Source organism: Nocardia sp. NBC_00416 (genome assembly GCF_036032445.1).
Lineage (GTDB): Bacteria > Actinomycetota > Actinomycetes > Mycobacteriales > Mycobacteriaceae > Nocardia.
Window position 1 is genome coordinate 7,043,717 of the sequence record NZ_CP107932.1, and the last position, 24,173, is coordinate 7,067,889.

Annotated in this window: 32 protein-coding genes; 15 read left to right on the plus strand and 17 right to left on the minus strand. The window is 68.3% G+C overall.

Annotated features, from left to right (window positions below):
- Positions 1-1,563, minus strand: coding sequence for a SulP family inorganic anion transporter (locus OG804_RS30600; RefSeq protein ID WP_328392106.1), 1,563 nt, complete (start codon positions 1,561-1,563; stop codon positions 1-3).
- 347 nt (positions 1,564-1,910) lie between these two features.
- Positions 1,911-2,366 carry a MarR family winged helix-turn-helix transcriptional regulator gene (locus OG804_RS30605; protein ID WP_328392107.1) on the minus strand — a complete coding sequence of 152 codons (456 nt, stop codon included), beginning with the start codon at positions 2,364-2,366 and terminating at the stop codon, positions 1,911-1,913.
- Between the two features lie 86 nt (positions 2,367-2,452).
- On the opposite strand from OG804_RS30605, the gene OG804_RS30610 reads away from it, so the two are divergent.
- Complete coding sequence (locus OG804_RS30610) at positions 2,453-3,115, plus strand: NAD(P)H-dependent oxidoreductase (protein ID WP_328392108.1); 663 nt, start codon at positions 2,453-2,455, stop codon at positions 3,113-3,115.
- Positions 3,116-3,299: 184 nt separating this feature from the next.
- On the opposite strand, the gene OG804_RS30615 is transcribed toward OG804_RS30610, so the two are convergent.
- The 3 genes from OG804_RS30615 to OG804_RS30625 all read right to left on the minus strand — a co-directional run bounded on the left by OG804_RS30615 (position 3,300) and on the right by OG804_RS30625 (position 5,243).
- Complete coding sequence (locus OG804_RS30615) at positions 3,300-4,148, minus strand: LLM class flavin-dependent oxidoreductase (RefSeq protein WP_328392109.1); 849 nt, start codon at positions 4,146-4,148, stop codon at positions 3,300-3,302.
- Positions 4,149-4,469: 321 nt separating this feature from the next.
- On the minus strand, positions 4,470-4,886 hold the full coding sequence (locus OG804_RS30620) for a hypothetical protein (protein WP_328392110.1): 417 nt from the start codon (positions 4,884-4,886) through the stop codon (positions 4,470-4,472).
- A 195-nt stretch (positions 4,887-5,081) separates the two neighbouring features.
- Positions 5,082-5,243: a hypothetical protein gene (locus tag OG804_RS30625; protein WP_328392111.1), complete on the minus strand. Its 162-nt coding sequence runs from the start codon at positions 5,241-5,243 to the stop codon at positions 5,082-5,084.
- Positions 5,244-5,689: 446 nt separating this feature from the next.
- Between OG804_RS30625 and OG804_RS30630 the strand changes: the two genes are divergently transcribed.
- Together OG804_RS30630 and OG804_RS30635 are read left to right on the plus strand one after the other, a co-directional pair.
- On the plus strand, positions 5,690-6,280 hold the full coding sequence (locus OG804_RS30630; RefSeq protein ID WP_328392112.1) for a GNAT family N-acetyltransferase: 591 nt from the start codon (positions 5,690-5,692) through the stop codon (positions 6,278-6,280).
- A complete protein-coding gene (locus tag OG804_RS30635; RefSeq protein WP_328392113.1) occupies positions 6,277-6,408 on the plus strand; it encodes a hypothetical protein in 132 nt (43 codons plus the stop codon). Before OG804_RS30630 ends, OG804_RS30635 begins: the two co-directional genes overlap by 4 nt.
- A 224-nt stretch (positions 6,409-6,632) precedes the next feature.
- On the opposite strand, the gene OG804_RS30640 is transcribed toward OG804_RS30635, so the two are convergent.
- On the minus strand, positions 6,633-6,857 hold the full coding sequence (locus tag OG804_RS30640; RefSeq protein WP_328392114.1) for a hypothetical protein: 225 nt from the start codon (positions 6,855-6,857) through the stop codon (positions 6,633-6,635).
- A gap of 156 nt (positions 6,858-7,013) precedes the next feature.
- The gene (locus OG804_RS30645) at positions 7,014-7,502 is read right to left on the minus strand and encodes a GNAT family N-acetyltransferase (RefSeq protein ID WP_328392115.1); all 489 of its coding nucleotides are present in this window, start codon (positions 7,500-7,502) and stop codon (positions 7,014-7,016) included.
- A 241-nt stretch (positions 7,503-7,743) separates the two neighbouring features.
- On the opposite strand from OG804_RS30645, the gene OG804_RS30650 reads away from it, so the two are divergent.
- Positions 7,744-8,598, plus strand: a complete 855-nt coding sequence (locus OG804_RS30650) for a methyltransferase domain-containing protein (protein ID WP_328392116.1) — start codon at positions 7,744-7,746, stop codon at positions 8,596-8,598.
- A 76-nt stretch (positions 8,599-8,674) separates the two neighbouring features.
- Here OG804_RS30650 and OG804_RS30655 read toward each other — a convergent pair whose 3' ends face one another.
- Complete coding sequence (locus tag OG804_RS30655; RefSeq protein ID WP_328392117.1) at positions 8,675-9,274, minus strand: AAA family ATPase; 600 nt, start codon at positions 9,272-9,274, stop codon at positions 8,675-8,677.
- 180 nt (positions 9,275-9,454) lie between these two features.
- A complete protein-coding gene (locus OG804_RS30660; RefSeq protein ID WP_328392118.1) occupies positions 9,455-10,357 on the minus strand; it encodes an MBL fold metallo-hydrolase in 903 nt (300 codons plus the stop codon).
- 112 nt (positions 10,358-10,469) lie between these two features.
- On the opposite strand from OG804_RS30660, the gene OG804_RS30665 reads away from it, so the two are divergent.
- The 3 genes from OG804_RS30665 to OG804_RS30675 all read left to right on the plus strand — a co-directional run bounded on the left by OG804_RS30665 (position 10,470) and on the right by OG804_RS30675 (position 12,740).
- Positions 10,470-10,910 carry a MarR family winged helix-turn-helix transcriptional regulator gene (locus OG804_RS30665; RefSeq protein ID WP_328392119.1) on the plus strand — a complete coding sequence of 147 codons (441 nt, stop codon included), beginning with the start codon at positions 10,470-10,472 and terminating at the stop codon, positions 10,908-10,910.
- Positions 10,911-11,201: 291 nt separating this feature from the next.
- Positions 11,202-11,996, plus strand: coding sequence for a maleylpyruvate isomerase family mycothiol-dependent enzyme (locus tag OG804_RS30670; protein WP_328392120.1), 795 nt, complete (start codon positions 11,202-11,204; stop codon positions 11,994-11,996).
- A gap of 279 nt (positions 11,997-12,275) precedes the next feature.
- The gene (locus OG804_RS30675; protein ID WP_328392121.1) at positions 12,276-12,740 is read left to right on the plus strand and encodes an NUDIX domain-containing protein; all 465 of its coding nucleotides are present in this window, start codon (positions 12,276-12,278) and stop codon (positions 12,738-12,740) included.
- 52 nt (positions 12,741-12,792) lie between these two features.
- On the opposite strand, the gene OG804_RS30680 is transcribed toward OG804_RS30675, so the two are convergent.
- On the minus strand, positions 12,793-13,113 hold the full coding sequence (locus OG804_RS30680) for a putative quinol monooxygenase (protein WP_328392122.1): 321 nt from the start codon (positions 13,111-13,113) through the stop codon (positions 12,793-12,795).
- Positions 13,114-13,279: 166 nt separating this feature from the next.
- Between OG804_RS30680 and OG804_RS30685 the strand changes: the two genes are divergently transcribed.
- The gene (locus OG804_RS30685) at positions 13,280-14,149 is read left to right on the plus strand and encodes a helix-turn-helix domain-containing protein (protein ID WP_328392123.1); all 870 of its coding nucleotides are present in this window, start codon (positions 13,280-13,282) and stop codon (positions 14,147-14,149) included.
- Positions 14,150-14,195: 46 nt separating this feature from the next.
- Here the strand turns inward: OG804_RS30685 and OG804_RS30690 are convergent, their stop codons facing one another.
- Both OG804_RS30690 and OG804_RS30695 read right to left on the minus strand, forming a co-directional pair.
- Positions 14,196-14,636 (minus strand): PIN domain-containing protein, encoded by a 441-nt coding sequence (locus tag OG804_RS30690; protein ID WP_328392124.1) that lies wholly within the window; start codon positions 14,634-14,636, stop codon positions 14,196-14,198.
- Positions 14,633-14,848, minus strand: coding sequence for a type II toxin-antitoxin system VapB family antitoxin (locus OG804_RS30695; RefSeq protein WP_328392125.1), 216 nt, complete (start codon positions 14,846-14,848; stop codon positions 14,633-14,635). Before OG804_RS30695 ends, OG804_RS30690 begins: the two co-directional genes overlap by 4 nt.
- A 115-nt stretch (positions 14,849-14,963) precedes the next feature.
- Here OG804_RS30695 and OG804_RS30700 point away from each other — a divergent pair, with 115 nt between their 5' ends.
- Together OG804_RS30700 and OG804_RS30705 are read left to right on the plus strand one after the other, a co-directional pair.
- Positions 14,964-15,206: a CopG family transcriptional regulator gene (locus OG804_RS30700; RefSeq protein ID WP_328392126.1), complete on the plus strand. Its 243-nt coding sequence runs from the start codon at positions 14,964-14,966 to the stop codon at positions 15,204-15,206.
- A complete protein-coding gene (locus OG804_RS30705) occupies positions 15,203-15,631 on the plus strand; it encodes a TA system VapC family ribonuclease toxin (protein WP_328392127.1) in 429 nt (142 codons plus the stop codon). Before OG804_RS30700 ends, OG804_RS30705 begins: the two co-directional genes overlap by 4 nt.
- Here the strand turns inward: OG804_RS30705 and OG804_RS30710 are convergent.
- Positions 15,612-16,328 (minus strand): NAD(P)H oxidoreductase, encoded by a 717-nt coding sequence (locus tag OG804_RS30710; RefSeq protein WP_328392128.1) that lies wholly within the window; start codon positions 16,326-16,328, stop codon positions 15,612-15,614. The two genes, OG804_RS30705 and OG804_RS30710, sit on opposite strands and share 20 nt — an antisense overlap.
- A gap of 128 nt (positions 16,329-16,456) precedes the next feature.
- Here OG804_RS30710 and OG804_RS30715 point away from each other — a divergent pair, with 128 nt between their 5' ends.
- Positions 16,457-17,392 carry an AraC family transcriptional regulator gene (locus OG804_RS30715; protein WP_328392129.1) on the plus strand — a complete coding sequence of 312 codons (936 nt, stop codon included), beginning with the start codon at positions 16,457-16,459 and terminating at the stop codon, positions 17,390-17,392.
- A gap of 82 nt (positions 17,393-17,474) precedes the next feature.
- On the opposite strand, the gene OG804_RS30720 is transcribed toward OG804_RS30715, so the two are convergent.
- Both OG804_RS30720 and OG804_RS30725 read right to left on the minus strand, forming a co-directional pair.
- A complete protein-coding gene (locus tag OG804_RS30720) occupies positions 17,475-18,014 on the minus strand; it encodes a carboxymuconolactone decarboxylase family protein (RefSeq protein ID WP_328392130.1) in 540 nt (179 codons plus the stop codon).
- A 17-nt stretch (positions 18,015-18,031) separates the two neighbouring features.
- Positions 18,032-18,619 carry a peroxiredoxin gene (locus tag OG804_RS30725; protein WP_328392131.1) on the minus strand — a complete coding sequence of 196 codons (588 nt, stop codon included), beginning with the start codon at positions 18,617-18,619 and terminating at the stop codon, positions 18,032-18,034.
- A 130-nt stretch (positions 18,620-18,749) separates the two neighbouring features.
- On the opposite strand from OG804_RS30725, the gene OG804_RS30730 reads away from it, so the two are divergent.
- Positions 18,750-19,658, plus strand: a complete 909-nt coding sequence (locus OG804_RS30730) for a hydrogen peroxide-inducible genes activator (protein ID WP_328392132.1) — start codon at positions 18,750-18,752, stop codon at positions 19,656-19,658.
- 88 nt (positions 19,659-19,746) lie between these two features.
- Here OG804_RS30730 and OG804_RS30735 read toward each other — a convergent pair whose 3' ends face one another.
- Complete coding sequence (locus OG804_RS30735; RefSeq protein ID WP_328392133.1) at positions 19,747-20,607, minus strand: helix-turn-helix transcriptional regulator; 861 nt, start codon at positions 20,605-20,607, stop codon at positions 19,747-19,749.
- A 130-nt stretch (positions 20,608-20,737) separates the two neighbouring features.
- Here OG804_RS30735 and OG804_RS30740 point away from each other — a divergent pair, with 130 nt between their 5' ends.
- Entirely contained in the window at positions 20,738-21,550 is an 813-nt protein-coding gene (locus tag OG804_RS30740; RefSeq protein ID WP_328392134.1) for an NAD(P)H-dependent oxidoreductase, read from the plus strand.
- Between the two features lie 38 nt (positions 21,551-21,588).
- Here the strand turns inward: OG804_RS30740 and OG804_RS30745 are convergent, their stop codons facing one another.
- The gene (locus OG804_RS30745; RefSeq protein ID WP_328392135.1) at positions 21,589-22,479 is read right to left on the minus strand and encodes a LysR family transcriptional regulator; all 891 of its coding nucleotides are present in this window, start codon (positions 22,477-22,479) and stop codon (positions 21,589-21,591) included.
- Positions 22,480-22,573: 94 nt separating this feature from the next.
- On the opposite strand from OG804_RS30745, the gene OG804_RS30750 reads away from it, so the two are divergent.
- Positions 22,574-23,515 (plus strand): EamA family transporter, encoded by a 942-nt coding sequence (locus OG804_RS30750; RefSeq protein ID WP_328392136.1) that lies wholly within the window; start codon positions 22,574-22,576, stop codon positions 23,513-23,515.
- Positions 23,512-24,144, plus strand: a complete 633-nt coding sequence (locus tag OG804_RS30755) for an NAD(P)-dependent oxidoreductase (RefSeq protein WP_328392137.1) — start codon at positions 23,512-23,514, stop codon at positions 24,142-24,144. The genes OG804_RS30750 and OG804_RS30755 overlap by 4 nt, the downstream gene beginning before the upstream one ends.
- Positions 24,145-24,173: the final 29 nt, after the last annotated feature.

Genomic DNA, 24,173 nt, shown 5'->3' on the forward strand with positions numbered 1-24,173 from the left:
TCAGTGCGCGCCGGTGAGGTGTCCCGAGAGGCGTTCGTGCCGGGCTACCGAAGCGGCGTTGAGCCCGAGGATCTCCACTCGCTTGTCCTTGGCGGCGTATTTGGTGGTGATGGCGTCGAGCGCGGCGACGGTGGACGCGTCCCAGATATGCGTATCGGACATATCGATCACGATATTGCGGGGGTCGCCGGCATAGTCGAACTGGTACACGAGATCGTTGCTGGAGGCGAAGAACAGTTCGCCCTGCACCTTGTAGACGCGGGTATCGGCATCTGTTCCGGCTACCGGGACCACCTCGGTGAAGTGGGCGACCCGGTGTGCGAAGGCGACCATCGCGGTGAGGACGCCGGCGATCACGCCGTAGGCCAGGTTGTGGGTGGCCACGGTGATCGCGACGGTCACCAGCATCACCGTGGTCTCGGCGATCGGCATCCGCCGCAGGGTCGCCGGGGCGAGCGAATGCCAATCCATGGTGCCCACCGACACCATGATCATCACCGCGACCAGCGCCGCCATCGGGATCTGCGCGACGAGCCCGCCCAGGCCGACCACCAGGATCAGCAGGAAGACACCGGCCAGGAACGTGGAGATCCGGGTGCGGGCCCCGGACACCTTCACATTGATCATGGTCTGGCCGATCATGGCGCAGCCGCCCATCCCGCCGAAGAAACCCGTCACGATATTGGCGATGCCCTGTCCCCGGCCCTCGCGGGATTTGTCGGAATGAGTATCGGTGATGTCGTCGACCAGTTTGGCCGTCAGCAGCGATTCCAGCAGCCCCACCAGCGCCATCGCCAGGGCGTAAGGGGCGATGATGCGCAGGGTCTCGAAGGTGAGCGGGATATCGGGGAGCAGCGGCAGCGGCAGGCTCGACGGCAGTTCGCCCTCGTCGCCGACATTCGGCACGTGCAGCGCGAACACCAGCGTGATCGCGGTGAGCGCGACGATCGCGACCAGCGGGGCCGGAATCGCGGTGGTGAGTTTCGGCAGCCCCACGATGATCGCGAGCCCGGCCGCGATCATCGGATACACCAGCCACGGCACACCGAACAGGTGGGGGAGCTGAGCGAGGAAGATCAGAATCGCCAGCGAGTTGACGAATCCGACCATCACACTGCGCGGGATGAACCGCATCAGCTTCGCCACCCCCGCCACACTGAGCACGACCTGGATCGCACCGGCCAGGATCACGGTCGCGATCAGGTAGTCCAATCCGTGGTCGCGCACCACGGGGGCGACCACCAGCGCCACTGCGCCGGTCGCCGCCGAGATCATCGCGGGCCGGCCGCCGGTGATCGCGATGGTGACGGCCATGGTGAACGAGGCGAACAGCCCGACCCGCGGGTCCACACCCGCGATGATGGAGAACGAGATCGCCTCCGGGATCAGCGCCAGTGCCACCACCAGCCCGGCCAGCACCTCCGTGCGCAGTCGCTTCGGACTGCGCAGCGCCGCCGCCACCGAGATACCGGCGGTGCCCGGCCGATCCGTGCTCGACACGATCGCTACTCCGTTCAGAGGTCGTGCGCACGTGGGCGCGGCCGGGTGAGCGGGGCTGCTCATCGGCGGGAATGTTCGATGGAGGTGGCGGGCGGTCCGGTCTAGGCCGCACTGCCGGGCAGGCGTGCCCGGAACCACTCGGCGAGCAACCCTACCCTCCCGTAAGGGGAGGGTTGCAAATCCGGCGGGGTGATAGTGGTCCGGACCCCCGTCGAGCGCATCGAGTCGGCCGATCCGGTGGCCCGTGATGTGGTCGGGAGACGCAGAGCCCGGAACTGACGGTCGCGTCGATCACCCGGCCGGTGACTCAGCGTGCGAAGACCTACGCGGCCGAGCCGATCGGCGAGATCGGGACCTGCGGCGGTAGCACTGGCCGATCGCGTCGGCGAGGGGGCGCCGCGAAGCGTCGTTCAGCGCAGGGACGCGGTGAGTGCTTCGTCCATCGACGCCAGCAGGCGTAGCGCGGCCGCGAGATCGTCGGGAGCCATACGCTCGAGGGCGGTGTGTCGTGCCTGCTCGAAGGTGGCGTCGCCGCGACGCACCATTTCCGTGCCCGCTTCGGTCAGCGTGATCGTGTTGGCCCGGCGGGTGCGCGGTGAGACCGCCACGTTCATCAGCCCGGCGGTCACCGCCGCGTCGATCTGGCGGCTGACGGTGCCCTTGGTCAAGCCGAGGCGGTCGGCGATGGCCTGCTGGTTGATCTCGCCGGGATGGGCGTCCACCACGCTCAGGACCAGGAACTGCGCCAGCGAAATGCCCAGCTCGCGGCGGAACATGCTCTCGCCGGCGCGATCCATCAGCGAGGCGACGCGACGAACGAGGAACCACAGCTTCGACCAGTCGTCCGGCCAGGGTGCGTTCTGCATTGGCTCAGCATAGACATCCGGGTTTGACATCAAACAGTTTGAGATGCAACAGTTGCTTATCAAACCCTGCTGTGAGGAGTGCTCCGATGCGAGTCCTGTTGGTTCTCGACCACCCCTATACCCTCGAGTCGTCGCAGAACGTGCGGCATCGTCGTAGCTTTTCCGCTGCCCTCGCGGCGGCGGCGATCCGCGGCGCGACAGCGGCCGGACACGAGGTCGATCTGATCGACCTGGCGGCCGACGGCTTCAATCCGGCGATGACCGCCGACGATCTGCGGGCATGGCGCCAGAGCGCGGTGGTCGATCCCGTGGTTGCCGACTACCAGCGGCGGCTGATGGAAGCCGATCACCTCGTATTCGTGTTCCCGGTCTGGTGGGAGGCGATGCCCGCCGCGACGAAGGGATTCCTGGACCGTGTGCTCACCAAGGGCGTGGTCTTCGAGGAACTGGCCGAGGCCAAGGGCAATCCGTTCCGCAATCTGATGCCACGTCTGGCCGGGGTCACCGTGATGTCGGTGATGACCACCCCGGGCAAGGTGTATCGCTGGTGGTACCGCGACCCGCTGACCAAGATCATGTTCAAGGGCACTTTCGCCAAGATCGGCGTCAAGAACCTGACCTGGATGAACTTCGACGATGTCACCGCGAAAACCTCGAAGCAACGGGAGCAGATGCTCGCCGACGCCGAACGCAGATTCGGAGGTCTGTCCCTCGGGCCCGTCGCGTCCGCTGCGCGGTCGCGGGCGTGAGGTCGATGGCAGGACCCCTGCTCCGGGCGGCCGCCCGCAACCGCTCGGCGAGCAACCCTGCCCTTGCGTGGGGCAGGGTTACAACCCCGATAGGGCGAGAGCGGCCGACGACTCGGTCGGCGGCCGCATCTCGGCCCCTATCCCGGGTCGGCCGACACTGTCGCCGGACTCGGGTGAACCGGCGTCAGCCGATCATGTCGGCGAGGCGGTCGACCTGGTCGGGATCGGCGCCGTAGCAGTACAGCATCACCTCGTCGGCCCCGAGATCGGCGAACTGTCGTATCGCCGAGCGGATCTCGGCGGAGGTGGTGCGCAGGCCGGACAGCATGTTCTCGGCGATACCGGTGAACTCGTAGTAGGCGCCGAGGGCCGCGCGGGCGTCGTCGACCACCGGTTGCGGACCGAGAGCGATATTGACCTGCGCGACCATCCGGGGTTCGCCGTCGCGCCCGTGTTCGCGCCAGTATCCGCGGACCGAGTCGAACAGTTCGCCGCACCACGGCGCGGGGGCCGCCGCGAGAAACCCGTCGCCCCAGCGGGCGACGCGCTCCAGCGCGGCGGGCCGGAAACCGCCGAAGAGGATCGGCGGCCCACCGGGCCGCAGCGGCGCCGGTCCGATCGGACCGCATTCGGCTCCGAACGGCTCACCGGACCACAGCCTGCGCAGCAGCGCGAGTTGTTCGTCCATCCGGCGGCCACGGGTACGCAGGTCGACACCGGCCGCCAGATGGTCGTCGGCGCGACCGCCGACGCCGAGCCCGAGCACCAGCCGGCCCCCGGACATCCGGTCCAGAGTCGCGACCTGTTTGGCGAGCAGCGCGGTATCGCGTAGCGGCGTGAGCAGTACCTCGGTCTGCACCTGCACGCGACTGGTGGCGCCGGCGAGCATCGACAGCGCGACCAGCGGTTCGGGATTGTCATAGACGAGGCGGTCGAGCAGGCCGAGCGTCGAGAACGGTCCCGCGTCGGCACGACGGGCCCAATCGAGCAGGGCGGCGGGGTCGGCGATCGGCAAGCCGAGTCCGATTTGCATGGGATTCCTCCAGAAAATGGGTGGGCAGATAACGCCGCCCACTCCATCGCCCGGAATCATCCGGGCGGGGGCTCCCATTCTGCGGCTGTACTTCCAGGGAGCACCAATCGGATTGCTGTCACTATAGATCCGCCAGGAACGGCCGCGTACCCGGCCCTGCGGTCGGCCGATCTGCCCGCGCCCATCGGGCAACGTGTCCGAATGGGCCCGCGCATGCGGCGATCAGGGTGTTGTCCGCCGCGGGCGTTCGCTGTCGCGGGCCTGCGGGAAGCCCGGACACGGATCGTGTCCGCGTTCGTGACCACCGCGAGGAGCCGGGTGTCAGTCGTCGTCGTCGAGCGACCGCTGATAATCGGTTTCGGCCCGCGCGTTCCACAGAATGGGGTGAGCGCCCGGGCCGCACTCCTCACTCCATTCGATCGTCGATTCGCCTCGCATTCTTTCCGCCTGCCTGTACAGAATACGAAGGTTGCTACACAACCCGGCCATTCCGGCGGTTGCCGCGCCCACATCGGTATTCGTGCATTTCACCTCGACCCGGCTGCCGACCGGAACCGATGAGCAGTACGCGATTCCCGGCGGAACCGCCTGAGCCACCCCCGCACCGGCTGTCGCCGACACCGCCACCACGGCGAATCCGGAGATGACCGCAGGCAGAACCGGAATGCGCTCGGAAATTCTATTGAGGCTGAACATCGCGATCTCTCTTCGTCTGTGCTGCCGGGCAATACGTGCCACCTAAGCACGGAACAACGCCCTTCCCGCCAAGAGGAAGAAGCTCCTTCCGGCGGATCGCGATAGTCGGGCGGCCCGATGACCTGCTTTCGTTCCTGTCCCGGTATCCGGATCACGAAAGGGCCGCTATCGCATCGCGCGAATCACCGGTCGGCCGTCGAGCCGCCCGCGAACACAGGTGCCCGGCCCACTGTCCGATCACCAGCTGCCGGGCGGTTCCCGGGTGAACAGCGGCGGGTGGATGCCCTTCTCGACGATCTGTGCGCCCGACCACGGACAGCCGCTCGCACGGTCGCGCTGGTGACCGGTGCAGAATCCGTCGGCGACAGGCACCAGCCGGCTACGGAACTGCCGGGGCATTCGACTCCGGTGACGGGTCCCGTGATGCCGTCCCGGCGGGTGAACAGCCGCAGCTGCCGGGTGGTGATCCACGGTCCCCGCCCGCACTCACAGCGCCGGATGTCGCGAACCCGCATACCGACCCACGGGCACGCCCCGGGCACGTTACGCCAGTGGTCGTCGATGCGGCCCGCGCGGATATGGGCGCCCCGCAGGCAGAACTGTGTTTCCGGGCAGCGGATCAGCCCGGATTCCCCGGCAACGGTGAGCATCCCGGTGTGCACCCACGGCCCGGTCCGGCAGCGGCACATCGGTGTGGTGTGCGGTGGCATGCGGTGTTTCCCCAAGGGTGTCGTCGTCCGAGGCGGTGTGTTGGAACCCCTGCGTCCTCTGCCCGAAACTCCGGTCGATTTCCGTGACCGATTCGACGCCCTCGTGTCGAGAATCAGACTGAAGGCGATCACGCTGTGACCACCGCGGATCCGGTCGTTTTCCACCACTGCACCGCCGCCCGAGCCAGGGAACTCCACGCGACCGTCGAGGCGGTCTATCTGGGTTCCTACGTGGAGGCCATCGTCGGCGGTGACCCGTTCGACACCCCCGCCGAATTCATGCGCCGCTTCGATGTCTACACCGGCCCCACTCGCGGGGCCGGATTCGAGCTGGTGATCGCACGTGTCGCCGGCGCCCCGGTCGGCCAGACCTGGGGTTGGCCCTTGACTCCGGACACCGGCTGGTGGCGTGGTTTCCAGCCGGACGAAGGTGTGGATCCCGAGTTCACCGCGGAGACCGGGGCCCGGACCTTCGCGCTCTCGGAGATCATGGTCTGCGCCGAGCACACCGGCCGCGGCCTCGCCCGCGCGTTGCACGACGAGTTGTTGCGCGGCCGTGCGGAATCCCGCGCGACCCTGCTCGTTGACCCGGAGAACGAACGTGCCTACCGCGCGTACCAGAATTGGGGCTGGTCCCGGGTGGGGACGCTGCGTCCGAGCTGGCAGGGCGCACCCACCTTCGATGTGCTGATCCGCGACCTGCCTCGACACGGAGGCCCCGGGTGACCGGGTCGAGACCGATCTTCGAAACATGTTCGCGCGCAGTCGACAACGAGCAGGGAATCGCCACCGGCTGGTTACCGGGAGCGCTGTCGATTCGCGGCCGGGACACGGCCCGCGAACTGGGTGAGTGATATCGCGAGGAGGATGTCGCGCACGTCTCCCGCTACTCGGTGCCGCGGTTTCCTTGGCCCTGAAACCAGGAACCCCGGAAAGCGGATGGCTTTCCGGGGTCCGGCGGTTACGGGGGAACTGTCCGAAACCTACGCAGTTTTGGGGTGGAGCTGTACATCCCTCACCGGAGCGGCCACGCCCGGCGAACAGGGGCCGCGATCGTCAATGCGGGGACGTACGGGTTTTACTGAGGGGGGGTCTCGCCGGCGGAGCCGGTGAGCAGCGGCAGCAGTACCGGCAGCAACGCCTCGGCGGATCCGGTGCCGCCCGCGGGAGGTTCTGCCTCGATCGGCGTTGCGGACTCGGTCAACGAGAGGGGTGCGGCGCCCGCGGCACCGGCGGCAGCGCCGATCCCGGCCGCGGCGATGAGCGCGGCACCGGCGAATGTGCGGAATTTGTTGGATCTCACAGGGTTCCTTTCGTTTCGTCCCGGGTCGGGACAGATAGTGACGATGTCATATGTCCGGAGAGCGCGATAGTGTTACAGCGAGATTCGGATTCTCGGCGGCGCCGAGTGTCGATCATGCCGGACAGCAGCCGAGATCACCGGCGTCCGGTGCCGCTTTCACCGCAACGTCTTCGCCATCATGTTCGCTCCCCACTCGGGGGCTCGGGGATCCTCTGACCGTCCGGCATCGTCGAATCCGTGGCGCCGGTACAGCGCGATGGCGTGTTCGTTGGTGGGCGATACCGTGAGCAACAGGGTCCTGGCACGCACCTGCCCCGCCCACCGCTCGATTGCCCGCACCAGCCGATCCCCGACCCCTCGACCCCGCGCCATCCGTTCCACCCAGAGCGTTCCCAACTCGACGACGCCCTCCTCCGAGCCCGGGAAGCCGCTGACCATCCCCACCGAGCGCCCGTCCGACTCGGCGAGCACATTGCAGGATCCCGGGATGCTCAGGCGAGCCCGCCAGCGCTCTTCGCGGTCGCCGTCGCCCTGCCAATCCTCGAGCCGGGACGCGAACGCGTACGGGGCATCCGCGAGAGCCTCGAGCCGAAGTTCCCGCCAGATCCGCCAATCGTCCGGACTTACCGATCGCGTATCGATCACGATGCGAGAATGCCCGGCGGCGGCGAACCGCAATCGAAATCCCGCTGTGACTGGGCGTCCGCGCAACACGCCGCCGACACCCAGCGATCCGAACGAAGGGTCTTCGCGGTCGTGGACGGTGCGGTCGACGTGGTGGTGCCGGTGGGCGCGTTCGCTGGTCCGTGCCAGGGCTCGGGCGCTGTGAACCAGGGTCGGGCGCGTGGCAGTGACGGCGCGACCGCGCGGGGCTAGGGTCGGGAAGATGCCGCGCGAACACGCCGCACCGCCCCCGCGGACGCCGTCGTTCCATCTGGACGCGATCGGCGCCGAGCGCTCGACCTCGGACGATGATCCGATGGCCGTGCTGGTCGCTGTCCTGGACCTCCAGGCCGCGTTGCCCGGTATCCAGCGGATGCGGCGCTGGGGCCACGAGGCGCTGGCCGTCGGTCCGGGGGAGCGGGCGCTGGATGTGGGTTCGGGTACCGGTTCGGAGGTCGTGGAATTCGCCGCCCGCGTCGGGGAGCGGGGCGACGCTGTCGGGGTCGACCCGAATCCGGCGATGCTCGCCATCGCGCGCGAGCGCGTCGCGGCCGCCGAAACGCCCGGCCGGTTCGTCGAGGGCGATGCCTACCGCCTGCCGTTCGACGACGATTCGTTCGACGCGGTGCGCTGTGAGCGCGTCTACCAGCATCTCGACGATCCGGCGGCGGCCACCGCGGAGATCGCGCGCGTACTGCGGCCGGGCGGGCGCGCGCTGCTGATCGACAGCGACTGGCAGACCGCGATCCTGCACCCGGGGAACCCCGAGGTGGTGGGGCGGATGACCGCCGCGATGCTGGCGGCCACCCCCAACGCCGTATCCGGTCGGCTACTGCGCGGACTGCTCGTCGCGGCGGGATTCGCGATCGACGATATCGGCTCGGAAGCGGTGATCTGGGACCCGGTGACCGTGCGCCCGATGTTCGAGCAGTTGGGTAAGAGCGCCTTGTCGGGTGGCGTGATCACCGAACAGGAGCGCGACGAACTCGTCGCCGATATCGATGCGGGTATCGAGATCGGCGACTATCACTTGGCGGTGACGATGTTCGCCGCCCTCGGCCACCTCCCGCCGCGGTAGTCAGGGCTACCGGTGTGGGGATGCGCCGATCGTCCCGACCAGCTCCAGGTCGAACGGTCCTGTCACCTCGGCTATCTCACGCAATTGTGTTCCGCGCTTCGGCCCCACCGGGTGCGGGCCGGTGCCCGGCCGCCCCGGATCCGAATGCGGGCCTCGCCGCTACCCGGCCGATTCTGATGGCCAACTCCGCGCAATCGACCGGCCGCGTGGTGTCGACGACCACGACCGGCCCGATTCCCAACGGTGTGGCTTGTTCCGCCCACGAATCCCAGTCCGCGGCCAACCGGAGTTCGTCTCGATGCAGTGCGGCGCGGCGCCGGCCGGCGTATCGGGATCGTGCCACTCCGACCGGGACCTCGCACCAGACCTCCACGATCCGCTCGGGCGCCACCGTCTCGATCCCGGCTTCGGCGAACCGTAGATCGCGGGGCCGGAACCACCAGGAGTCGATGACCACCACATCGCGCGGCGCGGCCCGGGCGAGTGCCCAGACCGCGTCCATCGCGATTCCGCCGATCTCCGGCACGGCATCGATATCGGTGACGCAGCCGGCCAGCGCTTCCTTGACGGTGTCTTTCGAGAGGAACTCGGCGGCCAGCGTCCGGGCGAGCGCGCGCCCGAGTGTCGATTTGCCCGAGCCGGGCAGTCCGTTCACCAGCACCAGGAGTTTGCCCACCGGCCCATCGTCGCCGGGCGGAGATCGGATCGCGAATCCTGTCCGCGCTCGGGACGACGAGGTGTACGGCCCGTCGGGTCTGGCGCGCGCCGTGACCCGGAGCGTAGACGCGGCCGACCGGCCCGCCATCGGGTGCACGTGGCCGGTCGGCGCCCGAACCCGCAGGTCCGCACCGGGTTTTCAGGGCAGCGGGGCCCATCGGGTGCTGCCGTCGGCCGCCCGGGCGACCGTGCCGAACGCGACGTCGGCGAAATGGATCCCGAATGCCGGATCGCCGGTGGCGGCGAGTTCGTCGACCAACCGCCGACGGCCGTCTATCGCCGCCGCGATGTCGTGATCGGCTCCGGAAGTCCAGTGTGGGTAGCGGATCTGCAACGGCGAGTGCAGCGCGTCGCCGAAGGCCAGCAGGCGTTGCTCGCCGGAGGCGATGGCGAATCCGGTGTGCCCGGCGGTGTGGCCCGGTATCTCGACGACGCGGACGCCGGGGAAGATCTCGTCGCCGTCCCTGATCGTGCGCACCCGCGGCGCCATCGTCGTCAGCATCTCCGGGGTGACGCCGTGTGCGGCGAGGTGGCGCTGGTCCCACTCCTGCTCCGCGACAAGGTATTCCGCGCCCGTGAATGCCGGTGCGTCGGTGCCGGGCGCCGGGTGGTGGGCCCAGCCGATGTGGTCGGTGTGCAGGTGGGTGAACGCGACGGCCTCGATCCGGTCCGGTGTGCGACCGGTCAGGGCGAGATTCTCCAGGAGAGCGCCACCGCCGATGGCGCCGATGAGCGTGTTGCCCGGGTCGTCGGGCTCGGCGATCGGTCCGATTCCGGCGTCGATCAGCAACGCCCGCTCGCCGTATTCGACCAGTAGTCCGCCGATCCCCGCCGGCAGCTTTCCGTGTTCGTCGAGGTGGTCGGCGTGCGCGGCCCACTCCTTGTCGGTGGCGTCGGGCAGCCAGCCGCGCGGCTCGAGCCCGACCGCCCCGTCGGGTACGTAGGTCACGCGGAGCTCGCCCACGTGGATCGAGCGCATCCGGGCGGGGCGCTGGAGTCGCGAGTCGTCGACTGCGGCGGTGCGGGTCTCAGAGGTGGTCATGGTTCCGGCCTGTCTGTCGTGTGGGTGAGTGCGTGGCCACACCAAAAACCTTAAAGCTAGAACTATTAAAGTTGCAACTGTTTCAGCTTGATGAATCGCTTATGCTGGTCGCATGAACAACGGGCCGGCGTCGGACGCCGAGGAACAGGCCACCGCCGACCGGGAACTGTGCGGGCTGGTCAACGCGCTGGCCCGCCGGATCGAGTCGCACGTCCGCGACCGCGCCACCGCCCTCGACCTGACCGCCGCGCAGGCGGTGGCGTTGCGCGAACTGACCGGACCCATGACGATGCGGGACCTGGCCGATCGCATGAGCTGCGAACCGTCCAACGCCACGTTCATCATCGACCGGCTCGAAGGTAAGGGTTTCGTGGAACGCCGCCCCGATCCTCGTGACCGCCGCACCAAACAGATCGTCCTCACCTCCGACGGCACGGCGCGACGCGAGCAGTTGCTCGCCGTCCTCGCCCAGGACTCCCCGCTGCAGCCCCTCACTCAGCCGGAGCAGCGGACCCTGCAGCAACTCCTCTCCCGCGCGATCACCGGAAGCTGACGCCGCTCCCGGTAGCGGGGTAATGCGCTCACGCGACGGCCCATGATGCCGAACCTGTGCTCCGACAACGCAGGCCTTCCCCGCCACCCCCCGCAAGCTACGGCGGTCGGTGCGGTGGCGGATACACGTGCGCTGCGGCTGACGGGAGCTCGGGCGTAGCTTTCTCGGCGCTCGGCCATCGGCGCGACAGGGTGGGGGGATCTCTATACAGTGATCGAGAACAAACCGTCCGGCCTGTCCGCGCTCGCCACGGACCGGGGGACGGCTGTACAGCAGAAACCGAGGAACCCGATGAGTATGTCCGGACTGTCCGCCGCACGAGATCTCGCCGCGCGCTACGCCGATGTGGTCACCAGCCTGCGCGCTGACGAGTGGACGGCCCCGAGCCGGTGCGCCGGATGGTCGGTGCAGGATCTGGTCGCCCACACCGGATCCAATTTCGCGGCTCTCATCGATCCGCCGCCGGCCGATCCCGCAGTACCGGCGCCCGAGACCGCCGAGCAACTCCAGGAACTGCTGGTCGCGCAGCGCCGGCATTGGTCCGCGACCCAGGTCGCCGACGAGTTCCTGCAGAACATGGACGGCGCCATGGGGGCGTTGACGGCCATGCAGGAGGGTGAGATGGCCACGGCCCCGATCACTTTGACCGACCTCGGCACCTACGAAGCCCACCAGCTCGCCGACGCGTTCGCCTTCGACCTCTGGTGCCATATGTACGTCGATCTCCTGGCGCCGGAGGGGCCGGTGAATCGTCCGGTCGGGCCCCACGATCATCAGTCGCTACGTGCGGCCGTCGACTGGATGTGGGCGGGGTTGCCGCAGATGTGTCCCGAGGTGGCTCCCGCGCTCACCCGTCCGCTCGGCGTCCGGCTCACCGGGCCCGGTGAAGGCGCGTGGACGCTGACCTCGATCGGTGATCGGGTCGCGGTCACCGCCGGAATCGATTCGTCCGACACGATCGTCAGCTCTTCGGCAGCGGATTTCGTGCTGTGGGGGACCGGACGCAGTCCCTGGGCCGAACAGGTCGCGATCTCCGGAGACGACGAGTACGCGACGGCCGTCCTCGACCTCATCGATATCGTCTGACCCCCCTCGCGTGCGTGGCGCCGGACTGATCAGCGCGTACTGATCAGCCCGGGCCGCCCACTGCCCGATAACGCGACCACTCCATTCCCCGGCTCCGGTCCGGTCCACGCTGGCGAGGTCACCTTTCTCGGATAGCGCACGCGAGTCCGGTACTGCGACGGCGCGCCCGGTTGATCGCCAACTTCGACGGGTCCTGTCATGGGGGCTACCGTGTACGTCGGCAAATCACACGATGCGCACCCAGCCGCTCGCCGCGGGAGCTCCGAAACGAGGAAACCGATGTCGGGATACGTGTTCGACACCAAGCACGACCGCTATCCCTTGGCGGTACACGTCTTTCTGGTCGAGCACGGCCGAATCCTGTTGATGCGCCGCGCCGGCCGCGGCTACGCCGACGGCCGGCTCGGGTTGCCGACCAGCCACGTCGACCGCGGCGAGGCTCCCACCGCGTCCGCGGTCCGTGAAATCGCCGAAGAACTCGGAATCACCCTCGCTCCTGCCGATCTGCGCCCCAGCGGCACCATGGTCCGGTTGGTCCAAGAAGCCCGGGTGGACATCTTCCTCACCGCGGAATCGTGGGCGGGCACGCCGGTTATTCGCGAACCGCACAAGTGCACCGAACTCGTCTGGGCCGATCCGGAGGACCTGCCCGGCGACGCGCTCGACTTCCTGGCCACCGCGTGGGCCGATGCGAAAGAAGGGCGACTGCTGCGGGAATTCGGCTTCGCGCCGGTCCCCAACTGAACCCGGGCCCGGTCGAGGCCCGGTATCGGAGCGTCCGGCCGGGTGAACGAAATCAGGCGCACGAGTCGGCGTCCTCGGGCGAGACATCGGTCAAGCGGCGCAGGGTGAACGGCTCGGCGAGGATCTCTTCCAGCGCGGCCGCCACCCGCTCGAAGTGCGGCAGCGTGAAGTGGTGGTCCAGTGCCGCGGCATCGGTCCATTCCTCCATGATGATCATCCGGTCCGGGCGAGCCGGATCCGAGTACGGGTGGTAACCCAGGCAGCCCGGCTCCGCCAGTGAGGGTGCGATCATCGCGGTCAGCTCGTCGCGCAACCGCTGCTCCTGACCCGGGCGGGCGGTGAATCCGGCGATGATGGACAGAGAGTTCGACATGGGTAACTCCTGGTCGTGTCGATCGGTGTGGTGTTCGCTCGGCGAACGATCTCCATCGTGTCGGCACACCGCCGCCGCACCCAGTGCTCCGATCGACCGGGGTCGGGCCGGCCTGGGTTTGCCAGGACCAGGCACAGGCCACCGGTCATCCGGGATGCTGGAGGGTATGGATCGTGCTCGCCAGCTCAGTGAGTTCCTCAAGACCCGCCGCGCCCGCCTGAGACCCGAGGAAGCCGGCGCCGCCGACTTCGGGGGCCGACGCCGGGTGCCCGGTCTGCGTCGTGAGGAACTCGCCCTGCTCGCCGGGGTGAGCGTCGACTACTACACCCGCCTCGAACAAGGGCGTGCCCGCAACGTTTCCCCGGGCGTGCTCGACGCCGTGGCGCGCGCTCTCCAGCTCGACGCCGACGAACGCAGGCACTTACACAACCTGGCCGAACCGGGAACAGCCCGGAAACGACCCAGTCGGCCACAGCGGGTCGGGCCGGAAATGCGCCAGGCTCTCGAAGCCCTCGCGGCCGTCCCCGCCTACATCGTCGGCCGCCGGCTGGACATCCTCGCCTGGAACGAACTGGCCCGCGCGCTCGTCGCCGATTTCCCCGGGCTCCCGAAAGCCGAACGCAATATGGCCCGGCTCGTCTTTCTCGACGAAGCCGCCCGCGATCTCTACCCCGACTGGCAGACCAAGGCCCGCGATACGGTCGCCAACCTGCGCTACGACGCCGGCCGTCATCCCGACGATCCACAGCTGGCCGCGCTGATCGGTGAACTCTCGTTGGTCAGCGACGAGTTCCGGCGGCTGTGGGCCGAGCACGATGTGCATGCGAAAACGCGTGGCCGCAAACGGTTCCGCCATCCCCAGATCGGCGAACTCGCACTCGACTATGTCGCGATGCGCGCGCCCGACGACCCGGATATGACGATGATGATCTACAGCGCCCCCGCCGACTCGGCCGCCGCGGCCGACCTGCGACTGCTGGCCGCGTTGGCGGCCCCGGCACCCGAGGTGCGCCTCGATCAGATCGCGGATTCGTGAGCGCGCCGGGCTACGGTGGGTTCGCGTATCCACCGCCGTCTGCAGTTCAGGAGATCGAACCGCGTGGCACGATCCAGCGCTGACGCAGGTCGGGGTATGCGGCGGATATCAGTTCGAAGTGTTTGTCGTAGTGCAGGACTGTGGCGCCGTAGTGGACCGCGGTTGCTGCGATGAGGATATCGGTGGCCTGGGCGGACCGCCCTTGACCTGCGGACCACAGCTGCTGCCGGATGGAGCGGACTATCGGGTCGATGGCCGGTTCCATCGGCAGATAGCGGAACGCCTCGGTGTAGATCTGCAGGATCTTCTGGAGTTCGTCGGGGTTGCGGGCACTGAATGCCGCTTCGTCGGTGGTGACGGCGCAGGAACAGAGCACCGCGGCCGAGGCGTTGAGTCGGTCGAATGCCTCGCGTACCGGAACGTGGCGCTGGATGCGGGCGACCGCGCTGTGGTCGGCCAGATACAGCGCGCGAACTGTAGGGGTCACCTTGGAGGCTGCCGGTCGCTTTCCTCGGCGATCTCGTCCTCGGATAGGAACGGTCCGTGATCGGCGAACCACGCGATCGCGTCGTGCTGCTGTTGTTGGCGGACGAGCAGTCGCAGGGCGGTGCGCACCGTCTCTGTCTTCGTCGCTCCGCCCGTGATCTGCCGGGCCTGCTCCATCAGTTCGTCCGGAATGTCGATCAGTGTTTTGGTCATGGCCCTCCAATCGGATATATAAATCTCTTCGGAAGTATATCTCAATCGGTGGGTGGTGTCCGTAGGTTAGCATCAGTGGTGCCGAATATGTGCATCACTGATGTAACCTGAGAACATGCGCACCACGATCCGCCTCGACAGCGATGTCCTCGCAGCAGCCGAGCGGCTGCGACTCGAACGGGGCATAGGCCTCGGCGAGGCAGTCAATGAGCTGGTGCGAGCTGGTATTCATCATGGGCAGCCGGCCGTGCGACGCCCGTTCCGGCAGCGGACCCGCTCCTTGGGCGCGCGGGTGGATCTGTCCCGGAATTCGGACGTATCGGATCTGGTCGACGAGCCGTACCCCGGGCAATCGTGATCCTCGACGTGAATGTGCTGCTGTATGCGGTCGACGAAAGCAGTCCCCATCACGAGGTGGCGCATTCCTGGCTGGAGAGTGCGATGAACGGTGATGTGCGTGTCGGCTTCCCGTGGCACAGCCTGGTCGGTTTCGTCCGGATCGCTACACATCCGAAGATCTTCACCACCCCGATGACGGGGCGGGAAGCTTGGACCTACGTCGATGAATGGCTGGATCACGATATGGCCTGGGTGCCGCTGCCGACAGACCGGCACCGGCGGGTCCTCGGCCGGCTCGTCGATGATCATTACGCCACGGGAAATCTGGTGCCGGACGCACACCTCGCGGCTCTGGCTATCGAGCACGGAGTCGCCGTGTGTTCTTTCGACACCGATTTCGCCCGATTCCCCGAGGTGACATGGATCAACCCACTCGGTCGGTGACAGCGACCGCCGACACTCGGTCACCGGCCAGAAAATCGTCGACGAAGCGAATCGCGCGTCCTTCCAGATCCGCATAGTGGGTGTCGCGCGCGGCCCCGGTGAGAGTCTCGTCGAGCAGCAGGTTGCCGTCGGCGTCCACACGCTGCGGTTTCTCCTCGGCGCCGGGCAGCAGTCCTACCGACGACTGCGCCAGGCCGCAGTAGTAGGCGACGCCGTCGTCGAGTTGCATGCTCAGTGACTGCCGCATGAGGTCGACGACTCCGTCGTCATCCGCCGCGCCGGCCAGCCCGAGCCACAGCGCCCGCTTTCCCGCGAGCCGGGGTTTGCTGCGGCCGTAGGCGAATCCGTAGTTCCACACGCGATCGATCCAGCCTTTGAGGATGGCCGGGACCTGCACCCAGTACACCGGAAACACCGCGACGACGATGTCGGCGGCGAGGATGCGCCGCATCTGGTTCTCCACCTCGAGGGAGTAGGTCTTTTCCCGGTTGCCCCAGTCGGGCAGGTCGGCGACGGTCATGCGGGGATCGAAGCCTTCGGCGTGCAGATCCAGCAGGTCGATCCGGTAACCGGCCGCGGTGAGCCGGCGGGCGGCGAGCCGGGCGATATGGGCGGTGAGCGAGTCGGGGCGGGGGTGGGCGACGACGACCAGCGCGGTACGAGTGGTCGTGGTGTGCTCGGCCGGGTTGATCTGCACGAAATCCTCCAGTGCGTCCGGTTTCCCGGACGATCGGTTGTGGTGTCGGATTCCATTCCACACTCGATCCGCTGGACGATCTATGGCTGAAGATCTAGATCTGATAGGAGTTCGTCTACGCTCGGGGTGTGGATCCCTTGAGCAACCTCCTCGGCGGTATCCGGGCCGAAGGAGCCGTCCTCACCCACGCGGTCCTGGAGGCCCCGTGGACCATTCGCTTCGCCGACGGCGCGCCGTTGACCATGGTGACCGTGCTGCGCGGCGGGGGCACATTGTTGCTGCCCGACGGGGCGGAGCGCCGGATCTCGGTCGGGGACACCGCGATCGTGCGCGGCCCCGAACCTTTCCTCCTCGCCGATCGAGCCGATTCGGTGGACCTGCCCCACGAGGAATACGAGATCGCCTGCTTCACCACCGATGCGGAATGCGAGGCGAGTCTGGGCAGTGGCCGGTGGGGTAACGACCCCGCCGGTGAGACCGCGCTGATCGTCGGCGCCTACCGGGCCTCCGGCCGGCGTCATGAACGGCTGCTGCGCGCGGTGCCGCCCGTTCTGGTGGTGTCCGACGATGTGGAGGTGTGCGCCTGGATGGAAACCGTGGCCGCGGACGCGGCGAAACGGCCGGCCGGAGCGCAGGCGCTCATGGACCGGCTGCTCGACTGGGCGCTGGTGTGCACACTGCGCGACTGGTTCGAGGGGCAGAACACCGACGCGCCGGGATGGTATCGCGGGCCGGCCGATCCGGTGGTCGGGCCGGCGTTGGCAGCGATGCACCGGCAACCCGCCGCCGGTTGGACGGTCGCGTCGCTGGCCTCCGAGTCCGGGGTCTCCCGAGCCCTGTTCGCGCGGCGTTTCACCGAGGTGATGGGGCAGTCGCCGCTGGCGTATCTCACCGAGTGCCGGATGGACGACGCGGAGGAACTGCTGGCCGACCGCCGGCTCACCGTGGCGCAGGTGGCGAAAGCCGTCGGCTATGCGGACGCTTTCGGTTTCAGCGCGGCGTTCAAACGGCACCGGGGCGTTCGCCCGAGTGACTTCCGCGCCACCTCCGATATCGGAGCGTGAGACACCGGTCCGGCCGCGACCCTTGAAACGGGGTTGCGGCCGGACCGGTGTCCGGATCCCGGCGGCGAGTTCGCCGAAGAGATCAGACCGAGGCCGTCGCCAGCGCTTCGGTCGACTGCACGGCCTGGCCGACGCCGGCCACGATCGCCGCGGCACGCAGCGACTCGAAGATCACCTCACGCGAGACCCCGGCTTCGCGCAGTGTGTGCTCGTGCGCCTCCATGCAGTGCTGGCAGCCGTTGATCGAGGACACCGCGAACGACCAGAGCTCGAAATCGGCCTTGTCCACGCCCGGCGAGCCGATGATCTGCATCCGCAGCCCGGCCCGCAGATCGTCGTACTTGCCGTCCAGGAATGCCTTGCCGCGATAGAAGACATTGTTCATGCCCATGATCGAGGCGGCGCCGAGCGCGGCGTCGTAGGCCTCGGCGGAGAGCACGTCGGCGGCCTCCTCCGCGATCTCGCGCAGGGTGGTGGTGGACTTCGTCGCGGCGGCGGCGGCCAGCAGCGTGCCCCATAGTTGCTGTTCGTTCAGCACCGTGGTCCGCGAGATGGACGAGAGGTTGAGTTTCAGGTCCTTGGCGTACTCGGGTAGCGAGTTCTTCAGGGCGTCGATGCTCATGGCTGTTCCCTCCGGTCTCAGACGGCCGCGGCCAGCAGTTCGCCGGCGTCGATGGTCGGGTCGCCCTTCTTCCAGTTGCAGGCGCACAGCTCGTCGGACTGCAGCGCGTCGAGTACCCGCAGCACCTCGTCGACATTGCGGCCGACGGAACCGGCGGTCACCGAGACGAACTGGATCTCGTTGTTCGGGTCGACGATGAAGGTGGCGCGGTCGGCGACGCCGTCGGCGTTGAGAACGCCGGTGGCGGTGGCCAGTTCACGCTTGAGGTCGGACAGGATCGGAAAGGGCAGGGTCTTCAGATCCTCGTGCTGGGCCCGCCACTGGAAGTGGACGAACTCGTTGTCGACGGACGCGCCGAGCACCTGGGCGTCACGATCGGCGAACTCCTCGTTCAGCTTGCCGAACGCGGCGATCTCGGTGGGGCATACGAAGGTGAAGTCCTTCGGCCAGAAGAACACGATCCGCCACTTGTCCGGGTGGTCGGCGCTGGTGACCCGCGTGAAGTAGTCGTCCGGCTGCTGAGCGTCGACCTTCGACAGGTCACCGCCGATCACCGCGGTGAGGTCGTAGGCGGGGAACTGGTCGCCGATGGTCAGCAGGGGCATGCGTGATCTCCTCGTTGTGTCGGTGGTACCGGCGGAATCGATGCCCGGCCGGTGCGGCGAAAGCCTGTGTTCGATCTTGCCCAACCAGCGGTGAAAGGTAAAAGTGATCAGTCGCACTAGACTGATAGGTGTGCCCGATCAGTCTTATCAGCCGACCCTTTCACAGCTGCGTGCGTTCGTCGCTGTCGCGGAATATCGGCATTTCGGAACCGCCGCCGCCCGTCTCGATGTGAGTCAACCCACGCTGTCGCAAGCACTGGCCGCGCTGGAGAACGGCCTCGGTCTGCAGTTGATCGAACGCAGCACGCGGCGGGTGCTGGTCACCGCGGTCGGCGCGCGCCTGCTACCACAGGCGATGGCGACGCTCGAGGCGGCCGACCAATTCCTGGCCGCGGCAACCGGCGACGTACTCACCGGGGTGCTCCGCATGGGTTTCATCCCGACCGTCGCCCCGTACGTTCTCCCGTCGCTGCTGCCCACCCTGCGCCGCAAGCTGCCCGCGCTGATCCCGCAGGTGATCGAGGACAAGACCACGCGATTGCTGGACGAACTGCGCGCGGGAGTGCTCGACGTCGCGGTGGTCGCCGTCCCCACCGAGCTGCCCGGGCTGGTCGAGATGCCGCTGTACACGGAGGAATTCGTGGTCGTCGTACCGGCCGACCACGAGCTGGCGGGCCGCACCGATCTCGAGCCGTCCGCACTGGACGCGCTGCCGATCCTGCTCCTGGACGAGGGCCATTGCCTGCGCGCCCAGACACTGGAGCTGTGTCGGTCGGTGGAGGCGCACCCCGGCACGGTCGGCGACACCCGGGCGGCATCGCTGTCGACTGTGGTGCAGTGTGTCGCCGGCGGGCTCGGTGTCACGCTCGTTCCCGAAATGGCGGTGAAAGCCGAAACCGGGCGGGGCGCACTCGAGATCGCCCGCTTCGCCGCTCCCGCGCCCGGGCGAACGCTCGGCCTGGTGTTCCGCGCGTCCACCGCCCGGGCCGACGACTACGCCTACCTGGCCGAGATCATCCGCACCCAGCGGCCGTTCTGAGCTCGGTCGCCGATCGGCCGGCCGGAATCGCGGTCCGCGGGTGTCGAGGACCCGGCGCTCGTATCCATGCCGGTTCGCGCCGATCGGCTCACGGTCGCGACCGGGGCGCGTCGGTCTCGTCGACGCCAAGGTTGGCGAGCAATCGGAGATTGTCCGCATCGATACTGCCCGGCTCGGGCGCCAAAGTGATCAGCTCCTGGCCGGAACCGTCCGGCAGCGTGAAACGCTCCTGATGCAGCGTGATCACGCCGACCATCGGATGCCGGAAGCGCAGCGCTCCGTGGCCGCGCACACTCACCTCGGCGGCGGCCCACAGTTCGCTGAACCGGCGGCTGCCGATGGACAACTCACCGATGAGCGCGGCCAGTTCATGGTCGTCGGGGAACTCGCCGGCGGCATGGCGCAGGTGGGCCACGGTCTCGGCGGTGCACGACGGGCGATCGGCGTACAGGTCGAAGCGGTCCGCGTCGAGGAAGATCATCCTGGCCAGATTGCGGTCCTCCGCCGGCACCTGATCAAGATCCCAGTACAGGAGGCCGGCCAGTCGGTTGTAGGCCAGTACGTCGATGCGGTGGTTGAGGATCAACGCCGGATAGTCGTGCATCGTGTCCAGGATCTGCCGCAGTTGCGGCCGGATCGTGGCCGGGTAGTTGGTGGGCCGCGGCCGGCGGCTGCGCTGTTCGACCAGCTTGTACAGGTGTTCACGGGCCACCTCGTCGAGTTGCAGCGCTCGGGACAGCGCGTCCAGCACCTGCCCCGACGGTTGTGTCGCTCGGCCCTGTTCGAGCCGGGTGTAGTAGTCGACGCTCAGGCCGGCCAGCTGCGCCAGCTCCTCCCGTCGCAACCCGGTCACGCGGCGGCGGCCACCGACGGTGACGCCGACCGATTCCGGTGACACGTGCGCGCGACGCGACTGCAGGAAAGCGCTGAGGTCGCCGAGATCGTCCATGCGTCCCAGTATGCGCGTGGGCACCCGGTCCGGCGGCGACAAGGGTGGTCCTGTCAGTCCCAGGAACCCGTGTCCGGTGGTACGAGCGGACTCTGGTCGATGCCCGGCGTCCGGGCGCAGGATTGCTGACATGAACGTACTGATCGTCTACGCACACCCCGACCCGAACTCACTGACCGGCTCTCTGAAAGACCTCGCCGTCGATGTCCTGCGCGCGGACGGTCACGAGGTCGTGGTCACCGACCTGTACGCCATGAAATGGCAGGCCGCGGCCGACTACACCGACTTCGACGGCATCACCGGGCCGGACCTCATGCATGCCTCCGGTGCGGCCTACCGATCCGGCCGGCTCATCGAGGAAGTTCGCGTGGAACAACAGAAGTTGCTCGACGCCGACCTGGTCATCCTGCAGTTCCCGCTGTGGTGGTTCACCATGCCCGCCATCCTCAAGGGCTGGATCGACCGAGTGTTCACCTACGGCTTCGCCTACGGCGCGCAGCTACTGCGCTATGGTGCCGGTCCGTTCGTCGGCAAACGCGCCATGGTCGTCACGACCGCGGGCGGCAGGATCGGGCACTACACCGAGCGGGGAGTCAATGGTCCGATCGACGACCTGTTGTTCCCGATCAATCACGGCGTGCTGTCGTTCACCGGATTCGAGGTGCTGCCGCCGTTCGTCGAGCACAGTGCCGTACACCTGGACGATCAGCGCTACGCCGAGATCGCCGAACGCTTCCGGCAACGACTGACGACCGCCTTCACCACCGAACCGATCCCGTATCGCGCGGAGTCCGGCGGCGACTACACCGGCCTGACGTACCCGGACGGTTCGGAGCTGTTATCCGGTCGGGAATCTCCCGGCACCAGGGGATTCGCGCTGCACATCGCCGGCCCGGACCGGGAACCGGACGAAGCGACGGCAGCCTCGGCACCCGGACGATGAAACGCCGGGTTGTCCGATAGCGGCGACGGTACCGGCGTTCAGGGGTGCGCGGCGCCCGATGACGGGATGTCCAGGACGGCGAGGAACGCCGATGCCGCCGGCGTGTGGGTGACGCGGCTCCAGATGACGTGTTCGACGCGGGCCGGGGCGTCGGAGACTTCGAGGGTGACCACGCCGGTGAGCTGGGGTACGTAGGCGGACGGGAGCATGGCCACGCCCAGGTTCTGCTCGACCAGCCGGGCTGTGTAGTCGGCGGTCGTCACCTCGAAGGCGACCTCCCGGTCGAGTCCGGCGGCGGCGAAGGCCTGATCGGATTGGAGGCGTCCGGCCGTGCCGGCCGGGAGGTCCACGAATATCTCGGTGGCGAGGCGGCACAGGTCCACGGAGTGTTCGCGGGCCAGCGGGTGCTCGGGCGCGACCACGGCGACGAGCCGGTCGCGGGCGAGTTCGTGGTCGGCGACACCGTGCGGCCGGGCCGTGGTCGGCAGCCCGAGGAACGCCACGTCGAGGGTGCCCTCGCGGACCTGGTCGGTGAGGTCGTCGCTGGCGCCCACCCGCAGGGTGACGCGCACATGCGGGTACCTCCGGCGGAATTCCCGCAGGGCGCGTGGGATATCGACCGCGGTGACGGTGGCGATCAGCCCCACGGCCAGCCGTCCCCGTACCTCTCCGACGGCCGCGGCGGCTTCGGCGGCCGCGCGTTCGGCGGCGTCGAGGCATTGGCGGGCGGCGGGGAGGAACGCCTCGCCCGCCGGTGTCAGCCGCACTCGGCGGCTGGTGCGTTCGAACAGTTTCGCGCCGAGTTCCCTTTCCAGGCGGGCGATCTGGTGACTGAGCGCGGATTGCACGACCAGGCAGCGCTGGGCCGCCCGGGTGAAGTTGTTCGTCTCCGCGACGGCGAGCACATAGCGCAGCTGCTGAAGCTCCATGGATCAATCTTGTCTGGAGATCGATGGGGTGACAAACATGTGTTGGACTCATTGATCAATGCCGGGTGAGACTTCGAGAGTGAAAAGTCCAGCTGTGCACAGGGTTTACGACGGTTCCGCGACAGGTTCTCCGCGCGGAGATCTGCCCCGCGCCGCACTGACGGCCTTCGCCCCGTTCGTGTGGGGCACGACCTACATCGTCACCACCGAACTCCTGCCGGCGGGACACCCGCTGTTCGCGGGGCTGCTGCGCGCTCTCCCCGCCGGCCTGATCGCGCTCGCGATCACCCGGACCTTGCCGCGCGGAGCCTGGTGGGGGAAGTCCGCGGTACTCGGTGTGCTGAACATCGGGCTGCTCTTCCCGCTGCTGTTCCTCGCGGCCGAACGCCTGCCCGGAGGGGTCGCCGCGACCTTGGCGGCCGCCCAGCCGCTCGTCGTCGCGGTGTTGGCGGTGGCGGTCCTGCGTGAGCGCCCCTCCACGTGGCGAATCGGCTGGGGGGCGATGGGACTGGCCGGCGTCGCACTGGTGGTGCTCGGCCCGGCCGCGGCGTTCGACGGGGTCGGCGTCGCGGCGGGGCTGGGGGGTGCGGTCTCGATGGCACTCGGCCTGACCCTCACCAAACACTGGGGCCGACCGGCGGGAGTCGGTCCGACCGCGTTCGCCGGTTGGCAACTCACGGCGGGCGGTGTCTTGCTGCTGCCCCTGACCGCGTTCGTCGAGGGGCCGCCGCCCGCGATCGGCCCGGCCGCGGCGATCGGTTATCTCTGGCTCGGCCTGTGCGGCGGTCTGATCGCCTATGCCGTGTGGTTCCGCGGTGTCACCACCCTCCCGGTGAACTCGGTCGCGATCCTCACCCTGCTCTCACCGCTGGTCGCGGCCGTGCTCGGCGCCGCCCTGCTCGGACAGACGCTCGGCGCGATCCAGCTCGCGGGATTCGCGCTCGGCCTCGCCGCGATCGTGGCGGGGCAGCTGCCCGCACCCGGCCGCTTCTCCGTTTCCACTGCGACACCCGCACCGAAAGGAATATCCCGATGAGAATCGCCGTTGTCGGCGCCGCCGGAATGGTCGGCTCCCGCGTCGTCACCGAAGCCGTGGGCCGGGGCCATGAACTCGTGGCCGTGTTCCGGGCCGGCGCGCCGGCCGCCCTACCGCTCGGCGTGACCGCCGTCGCGGGCGACGCGAACGATCCAGGCCGAATGAGTGAGCTGTTCGCGGGCGCCGACGCGGTAGTGGCCGCGACGCGCCCCGCGCCCGGGTCCGAACACGCCGTCCCGGAAACGGCTACGGCGCTGCTCGACGCGGCGTCGGCGAGCGGTGCGCGCATCCTCATGGTCGGGGGCGCCGCACCCTTGCGTAACCCTGATCGTCCGGATCTGCTGGTGCTCGACAGTCCCGAGTACGTGCCGGAATCGATCCGCCCGATCGCCGCCGCCAGTGTCGCGCAATGGGAAGCGTGCCGAGCCCACCCGGCGGACTGGGTGTACCTCAGCCCCTCCGCTGTCCTGGAACCGGGAATTCGCACCGGAAAATACCGCCGCGGCACCACCACACTCCTGGTCGATGCCGACGGCGCGTCCCGGATCTCGGCCGAGGATCTCGCGGTGGCGATCGTGGACGAACTCGAGAGTCCCGGTGGATCACGGAATTTCACTGTCGGTTACTAGCGATTCGATCGGATTCGACGGCATGGCGG